This is a genomic window from Streptomyces sp. NPDC052496, from assembly GCF_040679095.1.
Classification (GTDB): domain Bacteria; phylum Actinomycetota; class Actinomycetes; order Streptomycetales; family Streptomycetaceae; genus Streptomyces.
Map to the genome: position 1 here is coordinate 31,498 of NZ_JBFAUH010000014.1, position 26,422 is coordinate 57,919.

At 71.8% G+C, this 26,422-nt stretch carries 26 protein-coding genes; 4 read left to right on the top strand and 22 right to left on the bottom strand.

Annotation, left to right across the window (positions count from 1 at the left end):
- Positions 1-40 precede the first annotated feature (40 nt).
- Together AB0L45_RS19505 and AB0L45_RS19510 are read left to right on the top strand one after the other, a co-directional pair.
- Positions 41-484 carry an FMN-binding protein gene (locus AB0L45_RS19505; RefSeq protein WP_365841434.1) on the top strand — a complete coding sequence of 148 codons (444 nt, stop codon included), beginning with the start codon at positions 41-43 and terminating at the stop codon, positions 482-484.
- Between the two features lie 52 nt (positions 485-536).
- Positions 537-1,235, top strand: coding sequence for an FAD:protein FMN transferase (locus AB0L45_RS19510; RefSeq protein ID WP_365841838.1), 699 nt, complete (start codon positions 537-539; stop codon positions 1,233-1,235).
- A gap of 399 nt (positions 1,236-1,634) precedes the next feature.
- Here AB0L45_RS19510 and AB0L45_RS19515 read toward each other — a convergent pair whose 3' ends face one another.
- The 8 genes from AB0L45_RS19515 to AB0L45_RS19550 all read right to left on the bottom strand — a co-directional run bounded on the left by AB0L45_RS19515 (position 1,635) and on the right by AB0L45_RS19550 (position 10,781).
- Positions 1,635-2,165: a flavodoxin domain-containing protein gene (locus tag AB0L45_RS19515; protein ID WP_365841436.1), complete on the bottom strand. Its 531-nt coding sequence runs from the start codon at positions 2,163-2,165 to the stop codon at positions 1,635-1,637.
- Positions 2,166-2,207: 42 nt separating this feature from the next.
- Positions 2,208-2,933, bottom strand: a complete 726-nt coding sequence (locus AB0L45_RS19520; RefSeq protein ID WP_365841438.1) for a CBS domain-containing protein — start codon at positions 2,931-2,933, stop codon at positions 2,208-2,210.
- 52 nt (positions 2,934-2,985) lie between these two features.
- The gene (locus tag AB0L45_RS19525) at positions 2,986-3,879 is read right to left on the bottom strand and encodes a universal stress protein (protein ID WP_365841440.1); all 894 of its coding nucleotides are present in this window, start codon (positions 3,877-3,879) and stop codon (positions 2,986-2,988) included.
- Positions 3,880-3,904: 25 nt separating this feature from the next.
- Positions 3,905-6,601, bottom strand: a complete 2,697-nt coding sequence (locus AB0L45_RS19530) for a GNAT family N-acetyltransferase (protein WP_365841442.1) — start codon at positions 6,599-6,601, stop codon at positions 3,905-3,907.
- Positions 6,602-6,767: 166 nt separating this feature from the next.
- Positions 6,768-7,616: an HAD family hydrolase gene (locus AB0L45_RS19535; protein ID WP_365841444.1), complete on the bottom strand. Its 849-nt coding sequence runs from the start codon at positions 7,614-7,616 to the stop codon at positions 6,768-6,770.
- Positions 7,613-7,900, bottom strand: a complete 288-nt coding sequence (locus tag AB0L45_RS19540; RefSeq protein WP_365841446.1) for a HypC/HybG/HupF family hydrogenase formation chaperone — start codon at positions 7,898-7,900, stop codon at positions 7,613-7,615. Before AB0L45_RS19540 ends, AB0L45_RS19535 begins: the two co-directional genes overlap by 4 nt.
- A gap of 5 nt (positions 7,901-7,905) precedes the next feature.
- A complete protein-coding gene (hypF, locus tag AB0L45_RS19545; protein WP_365841449.1) occupies positions 7,906-10,236 on the bottom strand; it encodes a carbamoyltransferase HypF in 2,331 nt (776 codons plus the stop codon).
- A gap of 5 nt (positions 10,237-10,241) precedes the next feature.
- Entirely contained in the window at positions 10,242-10,781 is a 540-nt protein-coding gene (locus AB0L45_RS19550) for a hydrogenase maturation protease (RefSeq protein WP_365841451.1), read from the bottom strand.
- Between the two features lie 220 nt (positions 10,782-11,001).
- Here AB0L45_RS19550 and AB0L45_RS19555 point away from each other — a divergent pair, with 220 nt between their 5' ends.
- Positions 11,002-11,853 (top strand): universal stress protein, encoded by an 852-nt coding sequence (locus AB0L45_RS19555; RefSeq protein ID WP_365841453.1) that lies wholly within the window; start codon positions 11,002-11,004, stop codon positions 11,851-11,853.
- Between the two features lie 39 nt (positions 11,854-11,892).
- On the opposite strand, the gene AB0L45_RS19560 is transcribed toward AB0L45_RS19555, so the two are convergent.
- The 11 genes from AB0L45_RS19560 to ppk2 all read right to left on the bottom strand — a co-directional run bounded on the left by AB0L45_RS19560 (position 11,893) and on the right by ppk2 (position 21,767).
- The gene (locus AB0L45_RS19560) at positions 11,893-12,600 is read right to left on the bottom strand and encodes a response regulator transcription factor (protein WP_365841455.1); all 708 of its coding nucleotides are present in this window, start codon (positions 12,598-12,600) and stop codon (positions 11,893-11,895) included.
- A 99-nt stretch (positions 12,601-12,699) separates the two neighbouring features.
- Entirely contained in the window at positions 12,700-13,251 is a 552-nt protein-coding gene (locus AB0L45_RS19565) for a flavodoxin domain-containing protein (RefSeq protein WP_365841457.1), read from the bottom strand.
- Between the two features lie 21 nt (positions 13,252-13,272).
- Complete coding sequence (hypE, locus tag AB0L45_RS19570; protein WP_365841459.1) at positions 13,273-14,304, bottom strand: hydrogenase expression/formation protein HypE; 1,032 nt, start codon at positions 14,302-14,304, stop codon at positions 13,273-13,275.
- On the bottom strand, positions 14,301-15,410 hold the full coding sequence (gene hypD / locus AB0L45_RS19575; protein ID WP_365841461.1) for a hydrogenase formation protein HypD: 1,110 nt from the start codon (positions 15,408-15,410) through the stop codon (positions 14,301-14,303). Before hypD ends, hypE begins: the two co-directional genes overlap by 4 nt.
- Positions 15,410-16,108: a CBS domain-containing protein gene (locus AB0L45_RS19580; RefSeq protein WP_365841463.1), complete on the bottom strand. Its 699-nt coding sequence runs from the start codon at positions 16,106-16,108 to the stop codon at positions 15,410-15,412. The genes hypD and AB0L45_RS19580 overlap by 1 nt, the downstream gene beginning before the upstream one ends.
- Positions 16,099-17,499 (bottom strand): nickel-dependent hydrogenase large subunit, encoded by a 1,401-nt coding sequence (locus AB0L45_RS19585; RefSeq protein WP_365841465.1) that lies wholly within the window; start codon positions 17,497-17,499, stop codon positions 16,099-16,101. Before AB0L45_RS19585 ends, AB0L45_RS19580 begins: the two co-directional genes overlap by 10 nt.
- Entirely contained in the window at positions 17,496-18,293 is a 798-nt protein-coding gene (locus AB0L45_RS19590) for an oxidoreductase (RefSeq protein WP_365841467.1), read from the bottom strand. The genes AB0L45_RS19585 and AB0L45_RS19590 overlap by 4 nt, the downstream gene beginning before the upstream one ends.
- A 1-nt stretch (position 18,294) precedes the next feature.
- The gene (locus AB0L45_RS19595) at positions 18,295-19,128 is read right to left on the bottom strand and encodes an FAD/NAD(P)-binding protein (protein ID WP_365841469.1); all 834 of its coding nucleotides are present in this window, start codon (positions 19,126-19,128) and stop codon (positions 18,295-18,297) included.
- Positions 19,125-19,601: a cyclic nucleotide-binding domain-containing protein gene (locus tag AB0L45_RS19600; protein ID WP_365841471.1), complete on the bottom strand. Its 477-nt coding sequence runs from the start codon at positions 19,599-19,601 to the stop codon at positions 19,125-19,127. The genes AB0L45_RS19595 and AB0L45_RS19600 overlap by 4 nt, the downstream gene beginning before the upstream one ends.
- Positions 19,598-20,773, bottom strand: coding sequence for a 4Fe-4S dicluster domain-containing protein (locus tag AB0L45_RS19605; protein ID WP_365841473.1), 1,176 nt, complete (start codon positions 20,771-20,773; stop codon positions 19,598-19,600). The genes AB0L45_RS19600 and AB0L45_RS19605 overlap by 4 nt, the downstream gene beginning before the upstream one ends.
- 151 nt (positions 20,774-20,924) lie before the next feature.
- Positions 20,925-21,767 carry a polyphosphate kinase 2 gene (ppk2, locus tag AB0L45_RS19610; RefSeq protein WP_365841475.1) on the bottom strand — a complete coding sequence of 281 codons (843 nt, stop codon included), beginning with the start codon at positions 21,765-21,767 and terminating at the stop codon, positions 20,925-20,927.
- Positions 21,768-22,158: 391 nt separating this feature from the next.
- On the opposite strand from ppk2, the gene AB0L45_RS19615 reads away from it, so the two are divergent.
- Entirely contained in the window at positions 22,159-22,881 is a 723-nt protein-coding gene (locus AB0L45_RS19615; protein ID WP_365841477.1) for a hypothetical protein, read from the top strand.
- Here AB0L45_RS19615 and AB0L45_RS19620 read toward each other — a convergent pair.
- From AB0L45_RS19620 to AB0L45_RS19630, 3 genes are all read right to left on the bottom strand, one after another.
- Complete coding sequence (locus AB0L45_RS19620) at positions 22,868-23,077, bottom strand: hypothetical protein (RefSeq protein ID WP_365841479.1); 210 nt, start codon at positions 23,075-23,077, stop codon at positions 22,868-22,870. The genes AB0L45_RS19615 and AB0L45_RS19620 overlap by 14 nt on opposite strands.
- 459 nt (positions 23,078-23,536) lie before the next feature.
- Entirely contained in the window at positions 23,537-23,962 is a 426-nt protein-coding gene (locus tag AB0L45_RS19625; RefSeq protein ID WP_365841481.1) for a DUF5955 family protein, read from the bottom strand.
- Between the two features lie 39 nt (positions 23,963-24,001).
- Entirely contained in the window at positions 24,002-25,621 is a 1,620-nt protein-coding gene (locus tag AB0L45_RS19630) for a hypothetical protein (protein ID WP_365841483.1), read from the bottom strand.
- Between the last annotated feature and the right edge of the window lie 801 nt (positions 25,622-26,422).

Here is a 26,422-nt window from a genome sequence, read left to right on the forward strand (position 1 = left end):
AAGGCGCCCCGATATCCGTACTCCGTCTCAAGGAGGCACCGTGCGCAGAGCCGCCGTCACCACGCTCACCAGCGTCGCCGGCATCGTCCTGCTGCTATCACTGAAACCGCACCAGGACGCCGCCCCCTCCGCGGGCACCTCGCCCTCGCCGGCCGGCGGCACGGCTTCCGCCACCGCCCCGGCGGGGAGGGGCGGTGCCACCGCCACCTTCACCGGGGACACCATCGGCACCCGCTACGGCCCCGTCCAGGTCGCCGCCACGCTCAAGCACGGACGGATCACCGCGATCAAGGCCCTCCAGGTGCCTTCCGGGAACGGCCGGGACCGGGAGATCGCCGGGTACGCCGTACCGCAGCTCACGCAGGAAGCTCTGAGTGCCCAGAGCACCCGTATCGACGCGGTCTCCGGTGCCACCTATACCAGTGAGGGATACCGGCAGTCCCTCCAGAGCGCCCTGGATCAGGCCCGTGGACAGAATCACTGAGCCTGCTTCCCAAGCTCCCCGCCACTCCGGCCTCCACCACATCGAGCACGTCATGGGCACCGTTTTCTCCTTCGACATCCGCGACCGGCCGACGCCCGCCATCGCTGCCGCCCTGCGTGAGGCCGTCGTCTGGCTCCACCATGTCGACCGGCTCTTCTTGACCTACCGGCCCGACAGCGTCATCAGCCGCCTCGCCCGCGGCACCATGACGGCTGGCCGGGCCCCGGAGGCGGCCGTCCATGTCCTCGATCTGTGTGCCGAGGCGGCAACCCGTACGCGCGGGTGCTTCACCGCGTACCCCGCAGGGCGACTCGACCCCTCGGGACTGGTCAAAGGCTGGGCCATCGAGGAAGCGTCCCGGATTCTCCGCGCGGCCGGCGCGGCCAACACCTGCGTGAACGGCGGCGGTGATCTCCAGCTCAGCGGCGAGGCAGCACCCGGCACCCCCTGGCGCATAGGCATCGCCGACCCGCGCCGCCCCGGCCGCCTCCTGACCACCGTGACCGGCCGTGACCTGGCCGTCGCCACCTCGGGCACGGCGGAACGAGACTGTCACATCATCGACCCCCGCACCGGAGTCCCGGCCACGGCAGCTCTGTCCGCAACCATCACCGGCCCTCGCCTGACCTGGGCCGACGTCTACGCCACAGCCGCGGTCGTCCTCGGCCCCGAAGCGCGGCGATGGATCGCCGGCATACCCGGATACGCCCTGCTGACCGTGTCGGCCTCACCCCGGCAGCGTGCAACGTGATCGAACCCCGCCGCGCGGGGCGGGACCGCTGACCAGCGCCTCGACCTCACCCCATCTGCCGTTTCCTTCTGCCGCAACCGATAGGGAGTTGTTCTCTGTTGCTCTCCTCCACCAAGCTCCCCACCGGGCGATCCCGTCCCGCGCTGATCGCCATCCCGGCCGCGGCGCTGCTGCTGTGCCTGGTCCTGTTCGCCGCGGATGCCGAACTGATCGCCAGTCACCATGCATGGCTGGTCGACCGGCCCGTACTCACTGAGGCGGCCGAGCACCGCGACGGGCTGCTCAGCACAGTGATGAGGGCCGTGACGTACGCCGCCGAGATCCCCCTGATGGCGGGTGTCGGCACTGGTGGCGGTGGTACTGGGGCGCCGGGCGGTTCCGCGGTGCCCGGCGGAGAGTTCACTTTCGCTCGTCCGCCTCCCGGGCTCCCGGCTGCTGATGAAGTTCAGCCGCGATGTCGTGTGCCCAGCCGATGATCTGCTCGAAGTCGCGCCAGTCGTGGGCCATGCCCCGTTTGGCCATGGAGCGGGCGAGCCAGCCCTGGGGGTCGGGGTCGAGGCGGCCGCCGAAGGTGGCGTGGCCGCGTGCTCCGATGCGGGACATGTCGCGCTGCACCGCCCGGGTCGGAGGGATCTCCTTCTGGGTGGCGGTGGCGTCGAGCGGGCCGCTGCTGAAGCACCACACCGGGCGCTCCCGCAGTCGGACCTTGAGCCTGCGGGCGAAGCGCCGGGCGTCGCGGTGCCAGCGGCCGGCGTACAGGCCGCCGCCCAGCACGACCGCGTCGTAGGCGGTCACGTCGGTGACATCCGCCGCCGGGCGGGCCTCCGCCAGCATGCCGTCTTTCTCCAGTGTCGCCGCGATCTCCTCGGCGATGCCCGCCGTCCCGCCGTTCTGGGTTCCGTAGGCGACGAGAATGTGCTTGTCGGTCATGGGTGTTCAGCTCCGTCCGAAGATCCGGGGCCGCGGAAGAGGTCAGATCTTCCGCAGCCATTCCTCGGTGATGCCGTGCAGGGCCTGTTCGGTGGGGCGCAGGTGGGAGTCGTCCTCCTGGTAGCCGAGGTGGTCGGTGACGCTGACGACGCCGTCGACGCGGCCGGTCAGCCGTACGGCGATGGGGACCTCGCTGCGGCGCTGAAGCTTGCCGGTGAGGGTGACGACGCCGTCCTGGACGCTCACGCCGATGGTGTGCGGGGCCAGCCACAGGGTGCGAACGAGGACATCTTCGATGATCTCGTCGCGGATCTCCTCGTCAGGGCGGCGGAAGACGGCGAGCAGGTCACTGCGGGTCACGATGCCCATCAGCCGCCCCTCCTCATCGATCACCGGGAGGCGTTCGACATGCTGGGCAGCCATGGTGCGGGCGGCCTCGGCGACGGTCTGGCGGGGGCCGACCGTGACCGCAGGGGAGGTCATCAGGTCACGGGCCGTCCGGGCACCTGCCTTGGCGCGTGCGGTGCGGGCGCTCTTGGAGCGGCGGCGCGGTTCGTACCACCGGCGCGGTGCGTCGTCCTGACCGGCCTGCCGGTACATCAGGTCGGTCTCCGAGACGACGCCCAGGACCTGGTCGTCCCGGTCCACGACGGGTACCCCGCTGATGGCGTGCCGTGCGAGCAGGTCGGCGACCTCCTTGAACGACGCCTTGGGGAGCGTCTTGACGACGTCGCGGTTCATGACCTGGTCGATCAGCCGGTGCTTCATCTTCGGTCTTCCTTCCGGCTTCGAGGATTCTCGCGGACGGTGATTCCGCTGCTCAGTCCACAGGTACAAGGACGACCGGGCAGTGCGCGTGGTGGAGCATCGCGTGGGTGACCGGCCCCAGTTGCAGCCCCACCCGGCGCGGACGCCGATGGGCGGCGAGCACGATCACATCGGCGTTCCGGCTGGCCTCGACGAGGGCCTTGCCGGGCTGCTGGCAGACCGTGTCGGTGTGGACATCGATGTCCGGGTAGGTCTCGCGCAGTGGCGCGACGGCGTACTGGGCAACCGCTTCGGCCCCTTTGCGCAGGTGCTCCAGTTCGTCCCAGGTCAGGTGGTACGACGTGGCGTGCGACCCGTGCGGGGCTGCCGGGTACTGCCAGGCGTGCAGTACGCGCAGGGAGCACGCGCGCCGTTGGGCTTCCTGGAAGGCGAAGTGGAGGGCGTCGGTGTCCGCGTCCGATTCGAGGCCGATGAGGACCCGGTGGTGCTCGTCCCCGTTGTCGCCGCGTACGACCATCAGTGGTGTGGTGCAGTGGGCCGCCACGCGGAGGCTCACCGAGCCGAGCAGCAGACCGGCGAAGCCGCCGTGCCCGCGGGTGCCGACGACGGTGAGCGCGGCGTCGCGTCCGCAGCGCAGCAGGGCGCGGGCCGCGGACTCCGTGGTCAGCGACTCGCTGACGGCCACCTGGGGGGCGCGGTCGCGGACCCGCTCGGTCGCGGCATCCATCATGCGGCGGGCGCTGCTGTAGAGGAGTTTTCCGGTGTCGTCGGTGACGCCGAAATCGGGCAGCGGGTGCTTGCCCCAGGGCCAGCCGCAGACGATCTCCAGCGAGGTGCCGCGGCGCGCGGCCTCGTCGGCGGCCCGGTCGAGGGCCCGTACGGCGTGGTCGGAACCGTCGAATCCGACGATCACCCGGCCGGAGAACGGGGTCGGTGCTCGGGTCATCACAGCCTCCTGGACGCGGCAGGGTTCAGCGGGCGCGCAGCCGGCGCAGGTACGGGTCCTGCGCGGTGTGCGGAAGCAGCCGGATGCGAACATCCAGCGGGAGGATCGCGTCCGGCCGGGCGAGGACGGGGTTGAGGTCGGCCTCGGCCAGTTGCGGGAGGTCGCAGGCCATGCGGGACAGCCGCAGCAGGAGCTGTTCGAGTCCTCCGAGGTCTACGGCGCGGCCGGTGCGGTGGCCGAACAGCAGGGGAGCGCAGCGTGGCGCGGTGATCAGGTCGTGGGCGTCGCAGTCGGTGAGCGGCGCGAGGCGGGCGGCGTGGTCGGCCAGGACTTCGGTGGCGGTGCCGCCGAGGCCGAAGAGCACCAGCGGGCCGAAGACCTGGTCCTGGACGACGCCCGCGACCAGTTCGATGCCGCGTGCGGCCATCGGCTGCACCACCGCTCCCGTCATCACACCGGCGAAGTTCCGGGCCAGTTCCGTGTATGCGGTACGGATGTGCTGGGGCCCTTCCAGGTCCAGGCGCAGCGCTCCGACCTCGGTCTTGTGCAGCAGTCCGGGCCAGTACGCCTTCAGTGCCATCCGGCCTCCCCCGAGCCGTTCGGCGCCGGCCACCGCCGCGTCGGCGTCGGCGGCCCACTCCCACGGCGACTGTGGGATGCCGTACGCGTCCAGCAGCGCCCCGCACAGCTGGGGCCCGGCCCAGCCACCCTCGGGATTGCGGCTCAGGAAGCCCGCTACGAGTACGGCGGCCGCTTCACTGTCGACGCCTTGCAGGGCCGGGGCTGTGCCCAGGGGCTCGGCGCGCCAGTGGGCGTAGGCGACAGCGTGGGCGAGTGCCCGGGCGGCGGACAACGGTTCGGCATACGCTGGGACGGCTGCCACTGGCCCGCTCAGCAGGCGCACGGGTACGTCCTGGTCGAGCAGGACCGCTGCGACCGGCCGGGCCCTCGTCCCGGACGGCGGGACGAGGGCCCGCGCAGGGTCGTCCCCGGTCGCAGTGGCCAGAGCGGTGGGAACCAGCGCCACGAGCACGGTATCCACGGCGCCGTGCCCGGTCAGCAGGTCCAGGCAGGCCGCCAGTTGCTTTCCGGAGACGGCGGCGGTGGTGTCGACCGGATTGGCGGCCCGGGCGCCGTGCGGGAGGATCGCGAGCAGATCGGCGATGAGCGGCCCTGGTAGCTCCGGGATCGTCAGCCCGGCTTCCGCGCAGGCGTCGGCGGCCAGGACGGCCGCGCCGCCCGCGTTGCTGACCACGGCGACCCGCGCACCGGCCGGCAGCGGCTGGGCGCGCAGCAGAGCCGCGGTGGCGACCAGGTCGCCGACGCTGTCGGTGGCGATGACTCCGGCCTGGTGGAACAGGGCCCGGCGGGTCATGGTCGGAGTGGCGATCGCGGCGGTGTGCGAGGCAGCGGCGCGGCGCCCGGCCTCCGAGCGGCCCGCGTCGACGGTCAGGACGGGCATGGTGCGGGCCACCCGGCGGGCGGTACGGGAGAAGGCGCGCGGGTTGCCGAACGACTCCAGGTGCAGCAGCGCCAGGTCGGTGACGCCGTCGCTCTCCCACCACTGCAGCAGGTCGTTGCCGCTGACGTCGTACTTGTCGCCGAGGGAGACGAAGGAGGACACGCCGATGCCGAGGCGGGACAGCGCGCCGAGCAGCGCGATGCCCACCCCGCCGGACTGCACGGCGACTCCGGCGGTGCCCGCGCGGGGCGGCGCAGCGGCGAACGTCGCGTCGAGCCGTACGGCCTGCTCGGTGTTGGCCAGGCCCAGGCAGTTGGGGCCCACCAGCCGCATCCCGTGGCGCCGGCAGGCCGCCAGCAGCCCCGCCGCCTGCCCGCCGTCGAGTCCGGAAGTGACGGCGACCAGGGCCTTGACGCCGTGTTTGCCGCACTGTTCGGCGACATCGGGCACGGCGGGGGCGGGTACCGCCAGGACCGCGAGATCGGGCACGTAGGGCAACTGCCCGACCGACGGGTAGCAGGGCGTGGTGCCGTCGATGGCGTCGGTGTGCGGATTGACGGCGGCGAGCTGCCCGGTGAAGCCGTGCGCGCGGATGTTGGTGAGCAGCGCACGGCCGACTGAGGACGGTGACCGCCCGACGCCGATCACGACGACGGAAACGGGGCGCAGGAGCGGCTCCAGGCTGGCCACATCGGCGGTGCGCCCCCGCTCGTCCACCGCGCTCAGATACAGCTCGTCTTCCGCGAGTTCGATGGTGCAGTGCACTTCCGGCCCGTCGAAGCGCCGCGCGGTGCGCAGGCCCAGGTCGGAGATGACTTTCAGCATGAGGTGGTTCTCGGTGAGGGCGTCGGCGGTGAAGGAACGGATACCGGCGGCGCGGGCGGCATGGCTCAGGTGCTCCAGGAGAAGAGTGCCGATGCCGTGGCCGTGCCAGGTGTCGGCGACGGCCAGGCCGATGTCCGCCGTACCCGGGGTGGTGGGAGAGCGGTGGAACTCGGCCGTGCCGATGACCTCGTCACCCGCCAGGGCGAGCAGCGCCCGTGTGTCCGGGGCCCGCGTGGCACAGATACGGTCAGCCGCCTTGACGGCGGAGTCCGTACCCACGGTGAAGAACCGCAGCCGCAGGTTCTCGGGGGACATACCGGTGAACATCCGCAGCACCCGTCCGTGGTCTTCGGGCCCGGCGGGGCGTATGCAGACCGTGGTGCCGTCGGACAGCAGCGCGTGCACGCTTTCTCCGGGCCGTTCGGTGCTCGTCATCTCAGCTCCTCGGATGGGACGGATCCTGCTTTCCGGACCTCGTGCATCACGCAGTGCTTCCCATGGGCCGTACGGGATCGGTCCGGGCCGCTCGGCCTGGCGGAGGCGACGACGGCCGCTCGGTCCGTGGCCGGACATGGCCGACCACGGACCTTGGCGACCTGCGTCAGCTGTCAGGCAGCAGTTCGACCAGCCCGCGCACCACATGACCGGCACCCCGCTCGTACAGTGCGACGGCGTGTTCCGCTCGGCCGGCCCGGTCCAGGCCGATCACGGTGCCGAAGCCGCCTCGCCGGGCCGCCGTCACCCAGGCGGGCGCGGCCACCACCACGGCGGTCCGCAGGGGCATGGCCCGCAGCCGCCTGGCCGCCTCGATCAGCAGGGTCGGGTCGGGGCCGGCGGAGCGGTGCAGACGGACCCGGTCGCGCCCGTCCGCCACGGCGTCGAAGCGGTGCTGCACACCCGCCGCTGCCAGCAGGGTGTGTGCGTGGCGGGAGGCGGACACCGCGGCGACGGGGACCGCGTGCCGGTGCAGACCGTCCACCAGCCGCAGGCTGTCCGGCCACACGGGCACACCGTTGTATTGCATGTACGCGCCGAAGAGTTGGTCTTCCTGGGCGACGAGTGTCCGGACGGTACGGCTTTCCGGTGTCCAGGTGCCTTCGTCCTCCGGCGGTGGAATGCCTCGCGCGGTGAGGAACGCCTGGACCCCTTCGGTGCGGGCGCGTCCCTGGAAGAACCGCCGGAAGTCCCGGTCCGGGTCGAAGGGCCGGGTGGCGTGCCGCGGGAGGTGTTCGGCCTGCCGGAGGAAGGCGTCGAAGGCTCGTTGCCAGGTGGTGGCATGGATGCGCGCGGTGTCCGTCACCACACCCTCGATGCCGATGATCAGCGCGTGGTACCGGGTGAGCGGCGAGGGACGGGCCTCGACCGGGGTGGGCTTCTCAGAGACGCCTCGACGAACGGTCGGCCCGTAGGGGAGCGTGGACCGGCCCTGCCGGGGTGAGACGGTGGTCATCGTCCTGCCTCCTCGGTGGAGTTTTCGGTGGGCAGTGGTTCGCCCAGTTCGCCCGCCACGGCGTCCGCCATCGCCCTCAGTACGGCGAGCGTGCGGGCCGCCTCGGTCTCGTCGACGGTGGTGATGGCGAAGCCGACGTGGACGACGACGTAGTCGCCGACGGTGGCCTCGGGTGTGTATTCCAGGCAGGCTTCGCGGCGGATGCCGCCGAAGTCCACGCGGGCCATGCGCAGTCCGGTGCTTTCGTACGTCTCCAGGACGCGTCCCGGGATGCCCAGGCACATCGGAGTCACCCCCTCTTCAGGCGGGCGGCGGCGATGACCGCCTGGCCGTAGCTGATGCCGCCGTCCCCGACGGGCACGGCGCTGCTGACCAGCACCCGCATTCCCTGCGCGCGCAGCAGCCGGGAGACGTCCGTCAGCAGGCGGCGGTTGACGAAGCAGCCGCCTGCCAGGCAGACGGTGCGCGGGGCGCCGTCTGCCACGGCCCGCTCGGCCAGCGCGGCGGTGACCTCGGCGATCGTCGTGTGGAAGGCGGCGGCCGGCAGAGGTACGGGCGTCCCGTCCTTGAGCCGGCCGAGCAGGGCGGTCAGGGTCGGCGCCGGGTCGTAGACCCACAGGCCGTCCGCGCGCACCAGACGCCAGGGCAGGGCGGCGCGCCGCGCAGGACCGGCGGCGTTTTCCAGGGCTACGGCGGCCTGTCCCTCGTACGAGATGCTGTCGGCGAGCCCGAGCAGCGCGGCAGCGGCGTCGAAGAGACGGCCGGCGCTGGAGGCACGGGGGCAGTTGAGACCGCGCCCGACCATGGTGCGGGTGGTGGTGACCTCGCGCGCGTCCAGCCGCTCGGTGAAGGGCCGGGCCAGCTCGGGCGACGGGCGCGGCACCCCGAGCGGTTCCAGGCCGTGCAGGTAGCCGAGCGCCATCCGCGCCGGGTGCCGCACCGCGGCTTCGCCGCCAGGCAGGGGAGCGGTGGCGAAGCGGCCGACGCGGCAGTAGTCGGTGTAATCGGCGATCAGTATTTCGCCGCCCCACAGGGTGCCGTCGTCCCCGTATCCCAGACCGTCGTAGGCGATGCCCAGGAACGGTCCGCGCAGCCGGTGCTCTGCCGCGCAGGCGGCGATGTGGGCGTGGTGGTGCTGGACGGCGATGCGCCGCTCGGGCGGGAAGTGCTGCGCCGCCCACTGGGTGGACAGGTAGCCGGGGCGCAGGTCGTGCGCCACCACCTGCGGTGTCACGCCGGTGAGTGCGACGAGATCCGCGTAACAGTGCTCGAAGGCTTCCATGGTGCGGGCGTCGGACAGGTCTCCGGTGTGCGGGCCCGTCACGGCGCGGTCGCCGCAGGCCACCGTCATGGTGTGCTTGCTCTGCGCACCGGCTCCCACGACCGGCGTACGGGTCCGCACCGGGAGCGGCAGGGGAGCGGGGGCGTACCCGCGGGCCCGGCGGATGGTCAGTACCCGCCCCCGCACCGCCTGCGTCACGGAATCGTCGTACCGGGCGGCAATCGGGCGATCGTGAGCCAGGAAGCCGTCGGCGATCCCCGCCAGGCGGGTGCGCGCGTCGGCGTCCGCGGTCGCGATCGGCTCGTCGGAACGGTTCCCGCTGGTGACCACCAGCGGCCGGTCGAGGTCACGCAGGAGGAGGTGGTGCAGACCGGTTGTGGGGAGGAAGAGGCCCAGGCGCCTGGTGCCGGGGTGCACGGCCTCGGCAGCCGCCCCACCGGATTCCCGATCCGCGATCAGTACCACGGGCCGGGCGGGCGAGGCGAGCAGACGGCTTTCGGTACGGGTGGGCCGGGCGATGCGGCGCGCCGCGGCCAGGTCGGTGACCATCACGGCGAACGGCTTGTGCGGCCGATGTTTGCGCCGGCGCAGCAGCAGGACGGCCGCCGACTGCCGCGCGTCGCAGACGAGCTGGTAGCCACCCAGCCCTTTGACGGCGACGATGCCGCCCTGTGCGATCAGTTTCTCGGCGGCCTGGAGCGCGGCCGGACCGGTGGGGTTCCGCCGACCGTTCCGCCCGTCCGCGTGCCATGCCAGGCGGGGCCCGCACGCGGCGCAGGCCAGCGGCTCGGCGTGGAAGCGCCGGTCGGACGGGTCGCGGTACTCGGCCGCGCACGCCGGGCACAGCGGGAAGGAACGCATCGTGGTGCGGGGCCGGTCGTAGGGCAGGCCCGTGATCACGGTGGCGCGGGGGCCGCAGTCGGTGCAGTTGATGAAGGGGTAGCGGTAGCGTCGGTTGCGCGGGTCGAACAGCTCGGCCAGGCAGGCGTCACAGGTCGCCGCGTCCGGCGGGATCTCGCGCGGCGCCGGCCGCACCTCGGCGGCGGCACTGGCTCGTACGGTGAACCCGGCGCCCATTGGGGGACGTTCAGGGACATCGGCGGAGCTGCGAATCTGGCGCACGACGCACAGGGGTGGTGCCTGAGTGCGCAGGGCGACAGTGAAGCGGTGCAGTGATTGCTCGGGTCCGGCGGCGTCGATGACGACGTGGCCGTCGACGTTGCGTACCCAGCCGTCCAGGCCCAGCCCGGAGGCGAGGCGCTGGACGAACGGCCGGAAGCCGACCCCTTGCACCGTTCCGTACACCTCGACGCGCCGGGCCTCCCGGTCGCTCGCCATGGGGCTCACCCGCCCGTCGGGCGGGGCTCGCCGCCCGCGTGGGGGCCCGTGTTCCGTGCGCGGGCATCACGGTGCCGGGTGATCTCCGACTCCACCGTTTCGGCAAGGCGGTCGACAGCGGCGGCGACGGCCGGCGTCAGCCCGGTGCCCAGGGAGCGGTCTGCTCCTTCGACGGCGAAGACGATCAGTTTGCCCGGCAGACGGCCCAGCACGTCGGACAGTTCGATGGCTTCCCCCAGCCCCAGGCCGTGCGAACTGGTGGTGGCCGGGCGGGCGTACGGGCCTGCATGGCTGAAGTGGTGCACGCGGCCCGGGTGGCCGGGGTGCGCGTGGGCGGCGTCCACCACGACGGCCAGCTCCGCGCCCTCCCACAGCGACATCAGCCGTCCGGTCTCCCCGTCGCAGTCGGTCAAGGTGACCGACGGCGGCAGCGGGCGGTCCAGGGCCCGCTCGCGCAGCCGTCGTACGACGGCCGGCCCGATTCCGTCGTCGTGGCGGAACACGTTGCCGACACCGATCACTGTGATGCGAGGGGCCTGTGACACGGGACTCTCCTGTCCGGTGAGTGACCGAACGGTGGGCCGGGGCCGCGTTCCGGTAAAAACCGGAACGCCGGACGCAGGGCCCTTCTCCCGTCAGAGTGCGGCCTCGGACCGCCCTCTGGCTTGGGGCCGAACGGCCCTCGACATGCCCCGGTCCACCCCTGCGCGAAGGGCGCGTACGGGCGCACAGTGCGGGCAGCCGAAATCCGGAAAGGCGGTGGCTGTGGTGGAACAGCCTGTCGTGGTGGGCGTGGACGGATCCGACAGCAGCACGCAGGCGCTGGACTGGGCAGCCGAGGAGGCCCGGCTGCGTGGCCTGCCGCTGCGCATCGTGTACGCCTCGCTCTGGGAACGTTACGGGGAAGGATCTGCCGAGGAGGCAGAAGTGGCAGAGCAGGTGCTCTCCGGCTCGGTCGAGCGGGCGGCACGGGGGATGATCGGTCGGCAGGTGACGGCTCACCTGATACCGGAGGAGCCGGCGGCAGCGCTGACCGCTGAGGCCCGTAGCGCCGCGGTGCTGGTCGTGGGGCACCGGGGCCGCGGCGAACTGGCCTCGTTACTGCTGGGGACGGTGAGCCTGACGGTGGCCGGGCAGGCGCGTTGCCCCGTGATCGTCGTACGGGGAGAGGCCGGGCGCCGGGCGGACCGCGGATGCCGGATCGTCGTCGGTACAGGCGAGGGCTCCGGTAGTGAGGCCACGGCCGCTTTCGCCTTCGACGAGGCAGCCCTGCGGCACGGGGAGATCGAGGCCGTACACGCCTGGCGGTGCGCGGGCAGCGGACTCGCCGAAGAGAGCGGGCCGTACAACAGGCGGCGTGAGGAACACGCGCAGCGGGCTTCGGACATACTCGAAGCCGCTCTCCGCGCGGCAGCGTGCGAGCATCCGGAGGTGCCTGTGACGTCCCGGCCGGCCGAAGGCAATCCGCGCGACATCCTCCTGGCCGCTTCGGCCGGCGCGGACCTCCTGGTGGTCGGCGCCGAACGCCACCGGCACACCCGCGGCCTGCAACTCGGCCTGGTCAACCACGCCGTGCACCACGCCCACTGCCCGGTGGCCGTCGTACCGCGTGCCTAGCCCTGCCATTCGGCCGACCGACCGGGCCGCTTCGGGTGCCTACCCCGGTTCGCCGTGGTCCGGGTCGTGGTGGCGGAGCTTCTCAGCCAGCACCGCGGCCTGGATACGGCGGCCGACGCCCAGCTTCCCGAGGATCGAGGAGATGCGGTTCTTGACGGTCTTCTCCGCCAGGTACAGCCGCCGGGCGATCTGCCCGTTCGTCAGGCCCTCTCCGATCAGTTCGAGGATCTCCCGCTCCCGGGGGGAGAGGCGGGCCAGCTCGGGCGGTACAGGATCTTCTTCGCCGCGGACCCGCGCCATGACCCGTGCGGTGGCGCCCGGGTCGAGCAGGGACGCGCCGGCGGCCACCGTCCGTACGGCGTTCACCAGGTCGGAGCCCTTGATCTGCTTGAGGACGTAACCGGCCGCGCCCGCCATGATGGCGTCGAAGAGCGCTTCGTCGTCGTCGAAGGACGTGAGCATCAGGCAGGCCAGCTGAGGCATCCGGGCACGCAGTTCGCGGCACACCTCGATGCCCTCGTGGTCGCCCTCCGGGCTGCCGGAGCCGAGCCGCACGTCCAGGAGTGCGACGTTCGGGCGCAGGGCGGGTGCTCGGGCCAGGGCTTCGCGGCGGTCGGCGGCCTCGCCCACCACTTCGATGCCCGGTTCGGCGCCGAGCAGGTCGCGCACGCCCCGGCGCACCATCTCGTGGTCGTCCAGCAGGAAGACGCGCACCGGGCCCGGACTGCCTGCTGCGGATGTGCTCATGGGGCATCACTCCGTCCGGCCCTGGCGTGGCGGACCGCCGTCTGCGCGATGCCCGGACCAAGGCGTCACGCACCACCCGTCCTCGCAGCGGCCCGGCGCTCAGCGGTCCTGCGTAAGGCCGCTTCGATGGTGCTCCTTCTTCAGCGGGACGGGTAGCAGTCGGTGGGCGATGCCCGTGGCCCACGCGTCGATTTCCCGCCAGTCCCGGTGGTCCCCGTAACGGCCGCCCAGCGTCCGGAAGACCACGTGGCCCGCCCAGGAGGTGTGGTCCCGCTCGAAGGCACCCGCGAACAAATGGTGATCGACGGGCGCGAGCAGGTCGCACAGAGAGGACAGAGGTTCCGGGTTCTGCGAGTGCTTCTCGAACCACTCTCCGAGAACGCGGGCCAGTCCGACGCTGTAGAGCCACAGGGGCTGTCGGGCGAGTTCCGGGGTGTACCTGCGCAGGTACTCGGCGGCTTCGGGCAGCCAACGGCCGTTGTGGATGGCGCTGCCGAGCACGTAGGCGTCATGGTCGGGCGCGGCATCCGCCCCGGCGGCCAGCTCCGTCACCTCGGCCTGAAACCCCCGTGCCGTGAACGTGGCAGCGACGCGCTCGGCGACGCCGCGGGTGGATCCGTGCACTCCCGCATATCCGATCAGCACGCGCATGATTTCTCCTCGGCCTGCTTGTCAGCAGATTCGGGGCAGTTGCTCACCCAGTGGCATGTCGACGACGCGGTGGGAGCCGACGCGGGTACGCAGCTCTACGCGTCCGGGGTGCGTGGCGGTCGTTCGGCCGATGCGCACCGCCGCCGCTCCTTCGGGCACGCCGCGCATCGCGTCCAGGACATCGTCCGCCCGGGCTTGTGGTACGTAGGCGACCAGGCAGCCTTCGTTGGCGACGTGCAGAGGGTCGAGGCCGAGCAGGTCGCACGCGGCGGCGACGGCACCGGGCACGGGCAGGGCGGCCTCGTCGATCTCCGCTCCGGTGCCGGATGCTTCGGCGATCTCGTTGAGGGTGGCGGCGAGCCCGCCGCGGGTCGGGTCGCGCAGGGCGTGAACGTCCTCGCCAAGAGAAGTGAGGGAGCGCACGAGGCGGTGCAGGGGGCGGGAGTCGGAGGCGATGTCAGCCTCGAAACCGAGACCCTCGCGGGTGCTGAGGACGGCGGTGCCGTGCAGGCCGACGGGGCCGGAGAGCAGGATCGCGTCGTGGGGGCGGGCGCGCGCCGCAGAAGGGTGGAGGGCAGGGATGCGCCGGCCGATGCCGGTGGTGGTGACGAACAAGCGGTCGGCGGCGCCGCGCCCGACGACCTTGGTGTCCCCGGTGACCACCGGGACCTCCGCGTCGGCGGCGGCCTTGCCCAGCGATTCCACGACGGACCGCAATTCGGCCAGCGGAAGCCCTTCTTCGATGATGAGGGACACCGCGAGGGCGACCGGTTCGGCGCCACGCATGGCGAGGTCGTTGACGGTGCCGTGGACGGCGAGGGAGCCGATGTCGCCGCCGGGAAAGAACAGCGGACTGACGACGAAGCTGTCGGTGCTGATGACCGGCAGCCCCACGGGAGGCAGCGTGGCGGCGTCCTCCAGCGGCCCGGGTGGCGGCCCGAGCGCCGGGAGCAGGAGCGTGTCGAGGAGTTCGGCGGTGAGGCGGCCGCCCGCGCCGTGGCCGAGCAGCACTCGCTCGTCCTCGTGTCGTGGTGCGGGGCACTGGAGGGTCATGGAGGGCTCCCTGCGGGCGTGGCGGTGCGTCCGGCTGCGTGGTAGGCGGCGCAGGTGCCCTCGGTGGACACCATGGGGGCGCCGAGCGGGGTGCGTGGGGTGCAGCGGGTGCCGTAGGCGGCGCAGTCGGTCGGTTTCCGGGCGCCGGTGAGGATGGCGCCCGCGATGCATTCGGGGTGTTCGGCGGAGCGCACGTCCGTAACGCCGAAGCGGCGCGCGGCGTCGTAGGAGGCGAAGGGCGGGGCGAGTTCGAGTCCGCTGGCGGGGAGCGGGCCGATGCCGCGCCAGGTGCGGTCGGTGATCTGGAAGACCTCGTCCACGATCTGCTGTGCGTGGCGGTTTCCGGCGCGCTGGACTGCGCGCACGTACTGGTTCTCGACCGCGTTGCGGCCTTCTTCGAGCTGTTCGACCGCCATCTGGACGCCTTCGAGGAGGTCGAGGGGTTCGAAGCCGGTGACGACGATGGGCACGTGCCAGTGGGCGGCGATCGGCTCGTACTGTCTCCAGCCCATCACGGCGCACACGTGCCCGGCGGCGAGGAAGGCCTGCACCTCGCAGTCCGGATCGGCCAGTAGCGCGGTCATGGCCGGGGGGACGAGGACGTGGCTGACCAGGACGGAGAAGTTGGCCAGGCCCAGCCGGCGGGCGTGCAGGACGGCCATGGCGTTGGCGGGCGCGGTGGTCTCGAAGCCGACGGCCAGGAAGACCACCTGGCGTTCCGATTCGGCCTCGGCGATCCGTACGGCGTCCATCGGTGAGTAGACCACCCGTACGTCCGCACCGCGGGCCCGTAGGGACAGCAGGTCGGTGTGTGTGCCGGGGACGCGCAGCATGTCCCCGAAGCTGGTGAAGGTCACCTCGGGGCGGGCAGCGATGGCCATGGACCGGTCCAGGGTCTCCAGCGGGGTCACGCACACCGGGCAACCTGGGCCGTGGATCATGCGGATGCCGGCGGGCAGCAGCTCATCGATGCCCTGGCGCACGAGGGTGTGAGTCTGGCCGCCGCAGACCTCCATGATGCGCCAGGGGCGGGTGGCGATCCGCCGGAGCCGGTCCAGCAGGCTGCGGGCCAGTTCGGGATCGCGGTACTCGTCGAGGTAGCGCATCACGGTTCCGTCGTGCCGGGGGCCGGTCCGCTGTGGGGCCCGTTCTGTTCCCAGGTGACGTCGACAACGCCTTCGACGGCACGGCACAGCCGGGCGGCGACCGGGACGAACGAACCGTCGCGCACCCGTCCGCTCAGCCTCACCACGCCGTCTTGCACGTCGGCGGTGACGCCCTGGCCGGGGAAGACCCGGTCGATCACCACCCGGCGTACCTCGTCGGCGATGTCGGCGTCGGAGCGCAGGAAAACCTTGAGCAGGTCGCTGCGGCTGATCACGCCTTGCAGCAACCCTTGGGCGTCGGTGACGGGCAGGCGCTTGACGTGCCGTACGGCCATGATGCGAGCGGCCTGGGGGAGAGCCGCGTCGGCGTGGACGCAGATGGCGGGCGCGGTCATCAGCTCGCCGGCGGTCAGGGCTCCGGCCTTGGCCAGGTCCTCCAGCCGCTGCCGCTGTTCGAACCTGGAGGGGTCGCTGTCGCGGAACTCTTCCTTGGGCAGCAGGTCGGCTTCGGAGACGACGCCGATCACCCGGCCCTCGCCCGCCAGTACCGGCAGGGCGCTGACCTTCCACTGCTCCATCGTCTGCACGATCTCCTTGAACGACGCGTCGCGGCCGACGGCCACGACGGTGTGGGTCATCACGTCGCTCACGGTGTGCAGGCCGTGCTCCTGCGGGTTGCCGGGGTCGGTCACGGGCATGGCGGGCTCCTTCGGGCTCGGTCGACCGTCTCGACGGTGAGGTCGAGGAAGTGGGCGGAACAGGAGATGCACGGGTCGTGGTTGCGGATGCCGCGCTCGCACAGGGCGGTCAGCTCCGCCTCCGTGTCCCGTCCGCCGGCATCCAGGCGGGCCTGGACGAGGCGCCGCAGATCCTCCTCGATCGCGCCCTGGTTCTGGGAGGTGGGCGGGACGAGGGTGGCGGCAGTGATCAACCCGTCGGCGTCGAGCGTGTAGCGGTGGTACAGCAGCCCGCGCGGGGCCTCCGTGGCGCCGTGCCCGGTCGCGGCGCGCGGTGGCACGTCCACGTAGGGGCGGCTCGGCGGCTCGTACGCGTCGATGATCCGCAGCGCCTCGTCGATCGCGTACAGCGCCTCGACGGCCCGTACGACGATGCTGCGGAACGGATTGCGGCACACTTTCCCGGCGGCCGGCTCGCCGAGCCCGCCCGTCCGCGCCGCCTCCTGCGCGAGCGGGGACAGCCAGCGTCCGCTGATCGCGTAACGGGCCAGCGAGCCGGTCAGGTAGCGCTCGCCGTCCAGGGTGGCCTGGAGGGCGGTGGAGTACGGGACCTGGTGCTCGGCCACTTGGGACGGGAACGTGTAAATGGGGAATTGGCGCAGGGGCAGGGGAGCGGCTGATGCAGACGGGAGCCCATGGGTGTGCGGGGCGGCCATGACGGTGGGGACGCCGGAGTCGATGGCGTAGCGGCCGGGCTCGGCGAGCGCCAGCAGGGCGTGGTCGAGCCCCGCCTCCGGGAAGTCGAAGCCCGCGACCCAGCACACGGTCTCCCACGCGTCGTCACGGGCCCGGCGCAACCGCTCGGCCAGCGGCTTCAGTTCAACGGCGGCCGGTACGCGGTGGAAGCCGCCGAGCCGCACGTTGATGGGATGGATGGCGCGGCCCCCGAGCTGTTCGAGGATCGCGTTGCCCGTCTGTTTGATGCGCAGCCCCCGCTCCACGTGTGCACGCTGGGTGCGGGCGAGTTCGACGGCGCCGTCCACGCCGAGGAAGTCCGGGGCGTGCAGCAGGTGGATGTGCAGAATCTGGCTCTCGATCCACTCGCCGCAGTACAGCAGCCGCCGCAGCGCGGCGATCTGCCCGGCCACCGTGACGCCGCACGCGTCCTCAAGGGCCCGGCAGGCGCTCATCTGGTACGCGACCGGGCAGATGCCGCACACCCGCGCGGTGATGTCGGGCGGCTCGGTGTACGAGCGGCCGCGCAGGAACGCCTCGAAGAACCGCGGCGGCTCGTAGATGCGCAGCTCGGTGCCGGTGACCGTGCCGTCGTCGACCGTCAGATGCAGGGCTCCCTCCCCCTCGATCCGGGCCAGCGAACCGACGTGCAGCACGCGCGAGCCGCGATGCGTCATGACGGCGCTCCCTCGACCTCGGCGAAGGACGCGGCGTTGTACGTGCGCAGGGCGCGCCGTATGTCGTCCTCGCTCATGCCGTCCCGCCGCAGCAGTGGGATCAGCGCGGGCAGGTTGACCGAGCCGGACGGCCCGAAGCAGCCGTAGCAGCCGCGCCCGTACGCCGGGCAGATGGCGCCGCATCCGGCGTGGGTGACCGGGCCCAGGCAGGGCGTGCCGTGGGCGACGGTCACGCACACGGTGCCGCGCCGCTTGCAGGCGAAGCAGACGCTGTGGTTCGGCACGTCCGGTTTGCGGCCCGCGAGGAACGCCGTGATCACTTCGAGGAGTTGCCCTCGGTCGATGGGGCAGCCGCGCAGCTCGAAGTCGACGGGGACGTGGGTGGAGACGGGGGTGGAGGTGGCGAGGGTGGCGATGTAGTCGGGGCGGGCGTAGACGGTGGCGCGGAACTCCTCGACGTCGGCGAAGTTGCGCAGTGCCTGGATGCCGCCGGCCGTGGCGCAGGCGCCGATGGTGACCAGGAAGCGGGCGGCGGCCCGGATCTCCCGTACGCGCTGGGCGTCCTGGGGCGTGGTGACGGAGCCTTCGACGAGGGCGAGGTCGTACGGGCCGGGCCGGACGGCGCTGGACGCCTCCAGGAAGTGCGCGATCTCCACCCGGCCCGCCACGGCGAGGAGTTCGTCCTCGCAGTCGAGCAGGGTCAGCTGGCAGCCGTCACAGGAGGCGAGTTTGAACACGGCGAGCATCGGGCGACGGCGGCCGCTGTCGGGAGGCTCGGGGCGCGGGACACTCATCTCACAGCTCCTTCACGGCGAGGAGGGGCTCGGCGCGGTCCCAGCCGGCGACCGGCCCGTCCCGGCAGAGCAGGAGGGGGCCCAGCTGACAGTGGCCGCAGTTGCCCTCGCCGCAGCGCATGTTGCGCTCCAGCGACACCTGGATGCGGTGCGGCGGAACGCCCGCCCGCATCAGGTCACGCGCGGTGGCGTGGATCATGGGCTCGGGTCCGCAGACGAAGGCGCACGTCCCGTCGGGTGACCAGCCCCCGCGCCCCAGCAGCCGGGTGACCACCCCCACGTCCCCGCGCCAGCCCGCCTCCGGCCGGTCCACCGTGACCGCCACCCGCGCGGCAGCGCCCCAGTTCCGGGTCTGCAACCGGTACAGCAGGTCGCTGGGCGTACGGGCGCCGATCAGGACGCTGAGCCGGCCGAAGCGCCCGGGGGCCGCGAGGACGTTCAGGATCAGCGGCCGCAGGGGTGCCAGCCCGATCCCGCCGGCGACCACCAGCACATCGCGCCCCACGGCCTGCTCCAGGTTCCAGCCGGTGCCGTACGGCCCCCGCACCCCCACAAGGCCACCCGCCCGCAGCCCGTACAGCGCCCGGGACACCGCGCCGACCGACCGCACCGTGTGCACCAGTGCCGGTTCGCCCAGGGGCAGCCCGGACACCGACACGGGAATCTCACCCACCCCGAAGGCGTACAGCATCGCGAACTGCCCCGGACGGAAGGGCCGCAGCGCCGGGCCGCCCGGAAGCAGCTTGAACGTGGCCACGTCAGCGGTCTCCGTACACCGCCGCACGACGCGGTAAGGGAGAGGTGCACCGCCGGGGAGCGCGGCCGTGGCGTTCATCGTGGCAGCCCGCTTCCGTACGGCCCGTACAGGTCCAGCAGCCGGGTACGGGCGCACTCCAGCCGGTGTCCGATGACCTCGGCCACGGCCAGCACCAGCGCGTGCCCCAGCTTCGGGTCCTCCCGGCACAGCCGACGTACTGCCTCGGCGTCGAACTCCCAGGCCCGCACGGGGCTCTGTGCCTCCGCCCCCAGGTGCCAGTTGCGCGGCGGCAAGAGCCAGGACCAGCCCACCAGGTCCCCCTGGCCGAGCGTCTCGATCACCGCGGCCCGGCGGCCCGGGACGTGCAGGTCCAGCACGACGCTGCCGGTCCGCACGATCCAGAACCGGTCGGCGGCGCGACGCTCCTCGAAGAGCCGCGCACCCGCCGGGAAGGACACCTCGCAGGCCAGGCCCATCAGTCGCTCACGCTGGTCGTCGCTGAGGGCGTCCAGCTGACACAGCATGGTCTTCAGCCCGGTCCTGGTGGTCATGACGGTGTCTCCTCATCGGTGGCGTGCGAGTTTCGGGCTTCCGCGTGCAGTGCGGCGGCTTCCTCGGTGATGTCGATGCCGGCCGGGCACCACACGATGCAGCGTCCGCAGCCGACGCAGCCCGACTCCCCGAACTGGTCGTGCCAGGTGCCGAGCTTGTGGGTGAGCCACTGCCGGTAGCGGCTGCGCGCGGACGCGCGGACCGGTCCGCCGTGCAGATGGCTGAAGTCCAGGTCGAAGCAGGAGTCCCAGCGCTGCCACCGCTCCGCGTGGTCACCCGTCAGATCGGTGACGTCCTCGGTGGTGGTGCAGAAGCAGGTCGGACAGACCATCGTGCAGTTGCCGCACGTCAGGCACCGCGACGCGACGTCGTCCCAGCGGGCGGCGTCGAGCGAGCCGGCCATCAGCGCGTGCAGGTCGACCGGCGGCATGGCGCGTTCCATGTGCTCCACGGCGGCCGTGACGGCCGCGCGGGCGGCGGTCCGTGTCGCCGGGTCGCAGGTGCGGCGCGGGAGGCGGGTCAGGACCCGCTCACCGGCCGGGCTGCCCGCCCGTACCAGGAAGCGGTGCCCGTCCTCGTCCAGCACCTCGGTCAGCGCCAGGTCGTACGCGGGCGGACCGTTCTCCCCGACGCCCGGGCCCGTGCCCATCGACGTGCAGAAGCAGGTGGCGCCCGGATCGGTGCACTCCACGGCGACGATGAACGTACGGTCGCGACGGCGCCGGTAGGCGGTGTCCGCGTGCGGCCCGCCGCCCAGCACCCGGTCCTGGATCGCGATGGCCCGCAGATCGCACGGCCGTACCCCCAGGAACGCGTACGTGGGCGGCTCGCCGTCCTCCTCACGGAAGGCGAGCCGGCCCCGCGTGTCCCGGTCCACCGTCCACAGCCGTTCACGCTGCGGGTGCAGGTATGCCTTCCACGACTGTGGCCCGGCACTGTGCGCGAAGATCATCATGTCCGGGCGGCGCACCAGTCGGTACCGGCCGGCCGCCAGCTCCACACCGCAGCCGTGCGGCAGCTCGTCCGCCGCGGACAGCTCCGCGAGGACGATCGCGCCGTCGCGGACGGTGGGGCCGATGACGGTGTGGTCCTCGGCGAGGATGTCGACCAGCCTGGCCAGCCCCTCCATCGCGGAGATCACCATGTCCGGTGCAGCTGCTTGGTGGGACATCAGCGCCTCCCCGGCAGCGTCCCCTGGGTCCGTGTTCTCATCGTCGGCCGCAAATCTCCGGCGGACAGGGGGCCGAACGGCCCTGGTGGGTGCCGCCCGGCCCGGCCGCGGGGCTGCCCGGCGCGGGCGGCACCGCCATCGGCGCGGGGCGTCAGTCAGGTACGGCGTGGTCGGGCACCCGGGTCTGGGCGTCTCGCGGCGGCCGACGGTAACTGGTGGACGGCGGCCGGGGCGGCAGGGTGAGTGTCGGGCCCCGCACCTCGTAGTACGGAAGCGTGGACAGCAGGTGCGCGATCATGTTGATCCGGGCCCGCCGTTTGTCGTCGCTCTCGACGACGTACCAGGGGGCCTCGGGGATGTCGGTGTGGGCGAACATCGTGTCCTTGGCGCGGGAGTATGCCTCCCAGCGTGTGAGGGACTCCAGGTCCATCGGGGACAGTTTCCAGCGCCGCGTCGGATCCTCCAGACGGCTGCGGAACCGCTGCTCCTGCACGGCGTCGCTCACCGAGAACCAGTACTTGCGCAGCAGGATGCCGTCCTCCGCCAGCATCCGCTCGAAGACCGGGCACTGCCGCAGAAACCGCCGGTACTCCGCCTCGTCGCAGAAGCCCATGACGTGCTCGACACCGGCCCGGTTGTACCAGCTGCGGTCGAACAGCACGATCTCTCCGGCGGCCGGCAGCCGCTCCACGTACCGCTGGAAGTACCACTGCCCCCGCTCCCGCCCGGACGGCGCGGGCAGCGCGACGATCCGCGCGACCCGCGGATTGAGGTGCTCGGCGACCCGCTTGATCACCCCGCCCTTGCCGGCGGCGTCCCGCCCCTCGAAGACGACCACGAGCCGGGCGCCCTCGGCCCGCACCCACTCCTGAACCTTCACCAACTCCGTCTGCAAACGCAACAACTCGCGCTCATAAGCAGCCCGGCGAAGTGAGCTCGGACGCGGCGCGAGCTCCGAAGGGGCCTCCGCACTGGTCGTGTGCTTCTTTCCCACTGCCTCCCCGGCCTCCTTCGGCGCTCGCCCCTGTGGTGTCGTGCCGGTGTCCCGTGCCCGGGCCGGATGCTTCCTTCCCCGCCCTTCCGGCCCCTTCCTCTTCACCTCTTCGGCCTCGCGAAGTAGCTGCTGATCACCGCTGCGAGGGCGAACAGTGCGGCGATGACGACCAGTGCTGTGGGCCAGTTCATCGTTTCCTCCCCGTGCTCGTCCCATGACCGACCGGGCAACGCCCGGGACCGGCAGGCACTCGGCCGGCACGTGCCCGAGCGGGCGTGGCCGTACGCCCATCGTCGCCCCGGCGCGCCGGGGCACTACCAGGTGCCGAACGGCCCTACCCGGCGCCGACGGGCCCCTGTACGGAGCGGTGCCGCGGCGTGAGGCTGACGCCATGAGTGGAAAACGAGTGGTACGCCGCTCCCTCCCTCGTGCGGGCGTTGCGGCGGCAGCGGCCGCCTACGGGGTCGTCGTCCGCCCGCGCCTGCTGACCTGGGGCGCGACTCGTGCCGAGGCCGCCGGTGACTGGCCGGGTGATGACCTGATTCCCGGATACGACGGTCAGTCGACCATGGCCACGACCCTGCCGGCACCTCCGGAACAGACCTGGCCCTGGCTGGTGCAGATGGGCTGTGACCGCGGGGGCTGGTACAGCTTCGACCGGCTCGACAACGCGGGGCGTGCGAGTGCCGACCGCCTCGTCGCCCAGTGGCAGGACCTCGCAGAAGGGCAGCGCTTCGTCGCGAAGCCCGATGGCGGAGCGTGGTTCACGGCCGCGGTCGTCGAATCGGAGCGGACCCTGGTACTGCGGATGTCCGTGGAGCTGCCGTCCGGGCGGCCCTTCGACACGCGTTTCGGTCCGCTCTCCGCGGCGTACATGGATGCCGTCTGGGGCTTTCACCTTCGGCGCACCGCAGGCGGCAGTACTCGACTCGTCGTCCGTACGCGTGGCCGGAGCCGCCCCCGGCCGCTCACCCGCCCCCTGGATCTCGTGCTGTGGGAGCCCGTACATCTCCTCATGCAGTTACGGCAGTTCAAGAACCTGCGGGTACGCGTGGGGGCCGCACCGGCCCACCATTCACACCGCAGTACCAGGCGTGACTTCACCCCCGAGTGATCTTGCCGAACTCATAGATGACCGCACCTATGACGCCGAGCCCGAACCACTTGAACATGCTCGGAGGGAAGTCTCCGGTGCGGCCGCTCTCCACGGCCGACTGCACGACTCCCAACAGGTCCATGGCGAACATCGCCGTGCCGATCAGCACGATGACGAGGCCGACCGTCATCACGAAGCCGCCGAATTCGCGCAAGGTTCCACCCCCCCTGCAATTGACGTGGGTAACTTCCCGCATGCGTCGCAGTACTGCGACTGCGGATACTGATGGCATGTTTCCCCCGTGCGCGATCTCGGGCGACGAAACGCGACAGCAGGTGCGGAATGACATCCCTGGAGCTCGCGTGTCGCCCCTTTGCGTAGTCCTTTGTGGTCGCTTGTAGTCGAAGACGAGCCGCACTCGGCCGGAGTTCCGGATGCTCGCATGGTGCCGGTGATTCTTTTTGTGCTCGACGCTCGTTTCACGCCCGAGCGCGGTGCTGTCGTCCGCCACTGCGATCCGGTGGATTTCTCGCGTCGTCCACGCCGTCCGCAGGCACGCCGACAGACGAGGAAGACGCGGCTGCGGCGGACGCGTCGCAGCGGTACGCGATCGCCGGCTTCCGTGCTTCGACACGGTCGCGCGGGCCGCGCCGTCCGGGAGCGCAAGGATCGGCTATCCAGTGATGAAGAGGCTGTCGAAAGCTGTCTGGACCGCGGCCACGCCGGCTGCCAGTGCGCCGACGCCCCCCAGAGCATCGGCGACGGTCTGGATGCGGCGCCGCAGAGTGCCCTGCCGGGGTGGTGTCCGGCCTGCTTCCGACTCGGCCTGTGCCAGGCTGTGCTCGGCGTCCTGCGCTGCGTCCGGCGCCAGTTCCCCGGGCCGTTCGGCGATGAGCGTGGCGAGGTCGCGACGAAGGGCTGCCACCGCCCGCAGCAGCTCCGTCTGCGCGGGCGGCGGATCGGCGGGCGGCGCCGCTGCGGGGTGGGTGTGGCGGGCGACGGCTCGCGCTCCGGGGCCGCCGGCGATGGGACCGTACTGCGTACCGCCACTGATCTGCACGCCTTCGTTGTGGGGAGTGCTCGGCCCGTCGGGCACCATGGCCATCTCCTCAGTGGTCTCTCTGCGATCGTCCCTCGGTCAGGTGGAGCGGGGCCCAGGGCGAGTGCCCACGCGTGGCTGCGGCGCAGTGACCCGTGCCCGGGCCCCCGGGCCGCCGGCGATGGGGCCGTGCTGGGTGCCGCCGTTGATCTGCATTCCGTTGTTTATGTTGTTGTTGACGATGTTCTGTGCTTGCTGTTCGAAAGCGCTGACGTCGTAGCCGCGGTCCTTGAGGGCGGTGAGTACCGCGGTCTGGGTGCGCACCCAGACCGTGCTCAAGTAGCGCTGCACGTCGGACTCCTGGAAGACGTTCTGGAAGTGTTCCTCGGCCCCGAGTTCGCGCACGCTGATGGCCGGAGCGTGGTTGACGGCATAGCCGTCGCGGACCAGCCGGCGGTAGCGGCCGCGATTGCGCATGGCCCGGGCGGCGGACGCCCAGGTGCCGAAGATCTGGCCGATGGCGGCGCCCATGTCCCGGCCCAGTCCCCAGACTGCCTGCCCCATCACTGCGGGTACGTCAGCCACGAGATCGACCGGCGCGAACGCATCCACCGCCCGGTATGCGGTCGCGGTCGGCGGCAGCAGGTAAGGCTGCCACTCCAAGTGCAGCACCCTGCCCTGGGTGATGGCCCGCACCAGTACGGTGATGACGACCTCCTCCTGCCAGCTGCCGATACGGATCGTCACGAAGTGCCGCAGGCGTTCGTGGGCGAACAGGTCCAGTGCGGTGGCCCAGCGGCGGTCCAGCTGCACCGCGCCGCCCGCACCCGGCACGGGTACCGACATGCCACCGAGCCAGTCCGTGGCCGGTCCGCGGCGCAGCCCGGGACGGAACACCCGGTCACTGACGGTCAGCCGGTGCAGGACGTCTCCTGGATACTCGCGGCCCCGGCCGAGGTCCAGCACCGCGTTGTTGATCGCTTGATGCAGCGCCGCGGCGTCGACCGGCCGCGGGACCATGGGCTGCCCGTCGCTCCTTCTGGCGGGGACGAGTTCCAGGGCGATCGCCCAGTCCTCCAGCGGCACGCCGAGGCCGACCAGCGGTGCGTGGTCGCGGTACAGCAGCTCAGGGCCGTTGTGCTGGCTGCGCAGTGTGGCGTAGACCGGCCTGAGGGACATGATGCGGGTCCTGACAGGGGCGGCACGGCCGGACAGCGGGCCGTCGCGGTCGCCGAGCAGGAACAATGTGCGGCAGCGCCAGACGACTCCGACCACCCACAGCATGAACAGGATGGCGACGTACGCTTCCAGCCCAGGTCGTGTGACGGTGAGGGGAAGGTCTGCGGGCAGGCGCGGAAGCAGTTCGCGCTCGAAGAGCGTGCGCCCGTTCTGCGTAGGCACCCAGACGAACACCAGCAGCCCGGCCAGCACCCCGGCGGCGACCAACTGACCGGCGGAACCCAGCGTGTGCCGCGCGGACGAGGGGACGCGCACGGCCTCGTCGGGTGGGACGACGACGGCAGCACTGGTGCCTGCTCCGACGAGCCGCAGCAGCGCCACCGTGAGGAGGGCCGGCAGTGTGGCACTCCCATGCCCGGAGAATACGCCGAACGCCAGTACGCCCAGCATCGCCAGCCCCGCCAGGAACGGTGCGCGCCGGGCCCGCAGACACTCGTGAAGTACCCGCACCAGGTCGGTGCCGGGCGACGGCGCAGGCACGCGGTAGGGATGCTCGACCAGCTCCGCGATGACGGCATCGCGAAACGTACGGTCCAGGTAGCCGGCCGCACACAGGTAGCGGGTCGCGGTGCCACGTGGGGGCCCGGCGTGGTGCTCGATCAGCTGACGTGAAGGGGCAGGCGGCTCGGGCGGCCGACGGAGCCGGGGCGGGCCGGCAGGCAGGGGCGGCCCGGGGGAGGGGACAGGCCAGTCGGAATTCATCGCGAACCCCCGTTCGCGCGCTGATGCGCTTACCGTCGATTACAGCAGGTGATCTGCCGTCGGGTAAGGGGCCTACGTACGGCATCAAGGCGTCCGCAGTGTTCGGCCCGTCGCCAGAACCTCAGCCGCGGCGACTTCGTTCGGTATACAGGCGAAGTGGCCTACGCCCGACAGGTGGCGTACACAGATCTTTATGTGACGGCCGGGCAAAGGTTTTCCCTGCATCCCCCATTCCCTCCCCACCGGCCGACCGCGCCGCAGCAGCTTTCCCGCCCGAAAGCTTGGCCCATTCTTCACCCTCGGCGCACATCGGTTGTCCTTACGTGGTTTTCCCGGCGCGCGCGTGGAAGACTGGCAAGCCGAAGCACCGAATGCGGGATGTGAGGCGTCCATGGCCGGCGCTGCGGGGGACGAGCGGCATGTGTGGTTCACGGTGCTGGGGCCGGTCGCGGTCCGGATTCCGGCCGATGGTCTCGATGAGAGTGTCGAGGGCGGGGACGACGTCGTACAGGGTCTTGCCCTCGGCCCAGGCTGCTCTCGGTGCATCGGTCATGAACGAGATCTTCTCAAGGACTACGG

Bases quoted from the DNA above. Each gene is read 5' to 3' on its own strand.
- AB0L45_RS19535 (WP_365841444.1), bottom strand. From the start codon at position 7,616: ATGACCACCGTCTCACCCCGGCAGGGCCGGTCCACGCTCCCCTACGGG.
- AB0L45_RS19580 (WP_365841463.1), bottom strand. From the start codon at position 16,108: ATGCCCGTGACCGACCCCGGCAACCCGCAGGAGCACGGCCTGCACACC.
- AB0L45_RS19565 (WP_365841457.1), bottom strand. From the start codon at position 13,251: ATGCGCGTGCTGATCGGATATGCGGGAGTGCACGGATCCACCCGCGGC.
- hypF (WP_365841449.1), bottom strand. From the start codon at position 10,236: ATGGCGAGCGACCGGGAGGCCCGGCGCGTCGAGGTGTACGGAACGGTG.
- AB0L45_RS19605 (WP_365841473.1), bottom strand. From the start codon at position 20,773: ATGTCCCACCAAGCAGCTGCACCGGACATGGTGATCTCCGCGATGGAG.
- AB0L45_RS19615 (WP_365841477.1), top strand. From the start codon at position 22,159: ATGAGTGGAAAACGAGTGGTACGCCGCTCCCTCCCTCGTGCGGGCGTT.
- AB0L45_RS19540 (WP_365841446.1), bottom strand. From the start codon at position 7,900: ATGTGCCTGGGCATCCCGGGACGCGTCCTGGAGACGTACGAAAGCACC.
- AB0L45_RS19510 (WP_365841838.1), top strand. From the start codon at position 537: ATGGGCACCGTTTTCTCCTTCGACATCCGCGACCGGCCGACGCCCGCC.
- AB0L45_RS19520 (WP_365841438.1), bottom strand. From the start codon at position 2,933: ATGAAGCACCGGCTGATCGACCAGGTCATGAACCGCGACGTCGTCAAG.
- hypE (WP_365841459.1), bottom strand. From the start codon at position 14,304: ATGACCCTCCAGTGCCCCGCACCACGACACGAGGACGAGCGAGTGCTG.
- AB0L45_RS19590 (WP_365841467.1), bottom strand. From the start codon at position 18,293: ATGAGTGTCCCGCGCCCCGAGCCTCCCGACAGCGGCCGCCGTCGCCCG.
- AB0L45_RS19625 (WP_365841481.1), bottom strand. From the start codon at position 23,962: ATGGTGCCCGACGGGCCGAGCACTCCCCACAACGAAGGCGTGCAGATC.
- AB0L45_RS19530 (WP_365841442.1), bottom strand. From the start codon at position 6,601: ATGACGAGCACCGAACGGCCCGGAGAAAGCGTGCACGCGCTGCTGTCC.
- AB0L45_RS19515 (WP_365841436.1), bottom strand. From the start codon at position 2,165: ATGACCGACAAGCACATTCTCGTCGCCTACGGAACCCAGAACGGCGGG.
- AB0L45_RS19560 (WP_365841455.1), bottom strand. From the start codon at position 12,600: ATGAGCACATCCGCAGCAGGCAGTCCGGGCCCGGTGCGCGTCTTCCTG.
- hypD (WP_365841461.1), bottom strand. From the start codon at position 15,410: ATGCGCTACCTCGACGAGTACCGCGATCCCGAACTGGCCCGCAGCCTG.
- AB0L45_RS19585 (WP_365841465.1), bottom strand. From the start codon at position 17,499: ATGACGCATCGCGGCTCGCGCGTGCTGCACGTCGGTTCGCTGGCCCGG.
- AB0L45_RS19525 (WP_365841440.1), bottom strand. From the start codon at position 3,879: ATGACCCGAGCACCGACCCCGTTCTCCGGCCGGGTGATCGTCGGATTC.
- AB0L45_RS19600 (WP_365841471.1), bottom strand. From the start codon at position 19,601: ATGACCACCAGGACCGGGCTGAAGACCATGCTGTGTCAGCTGGACGCC.
- AB0L45_RS19595 (WP_365841469.1), bottom strand. From the start codon at position 19,128: ATGAACGCCACGGCCGCGCTCCCCGGCGGTGCACCTCTCCCTTACCGC.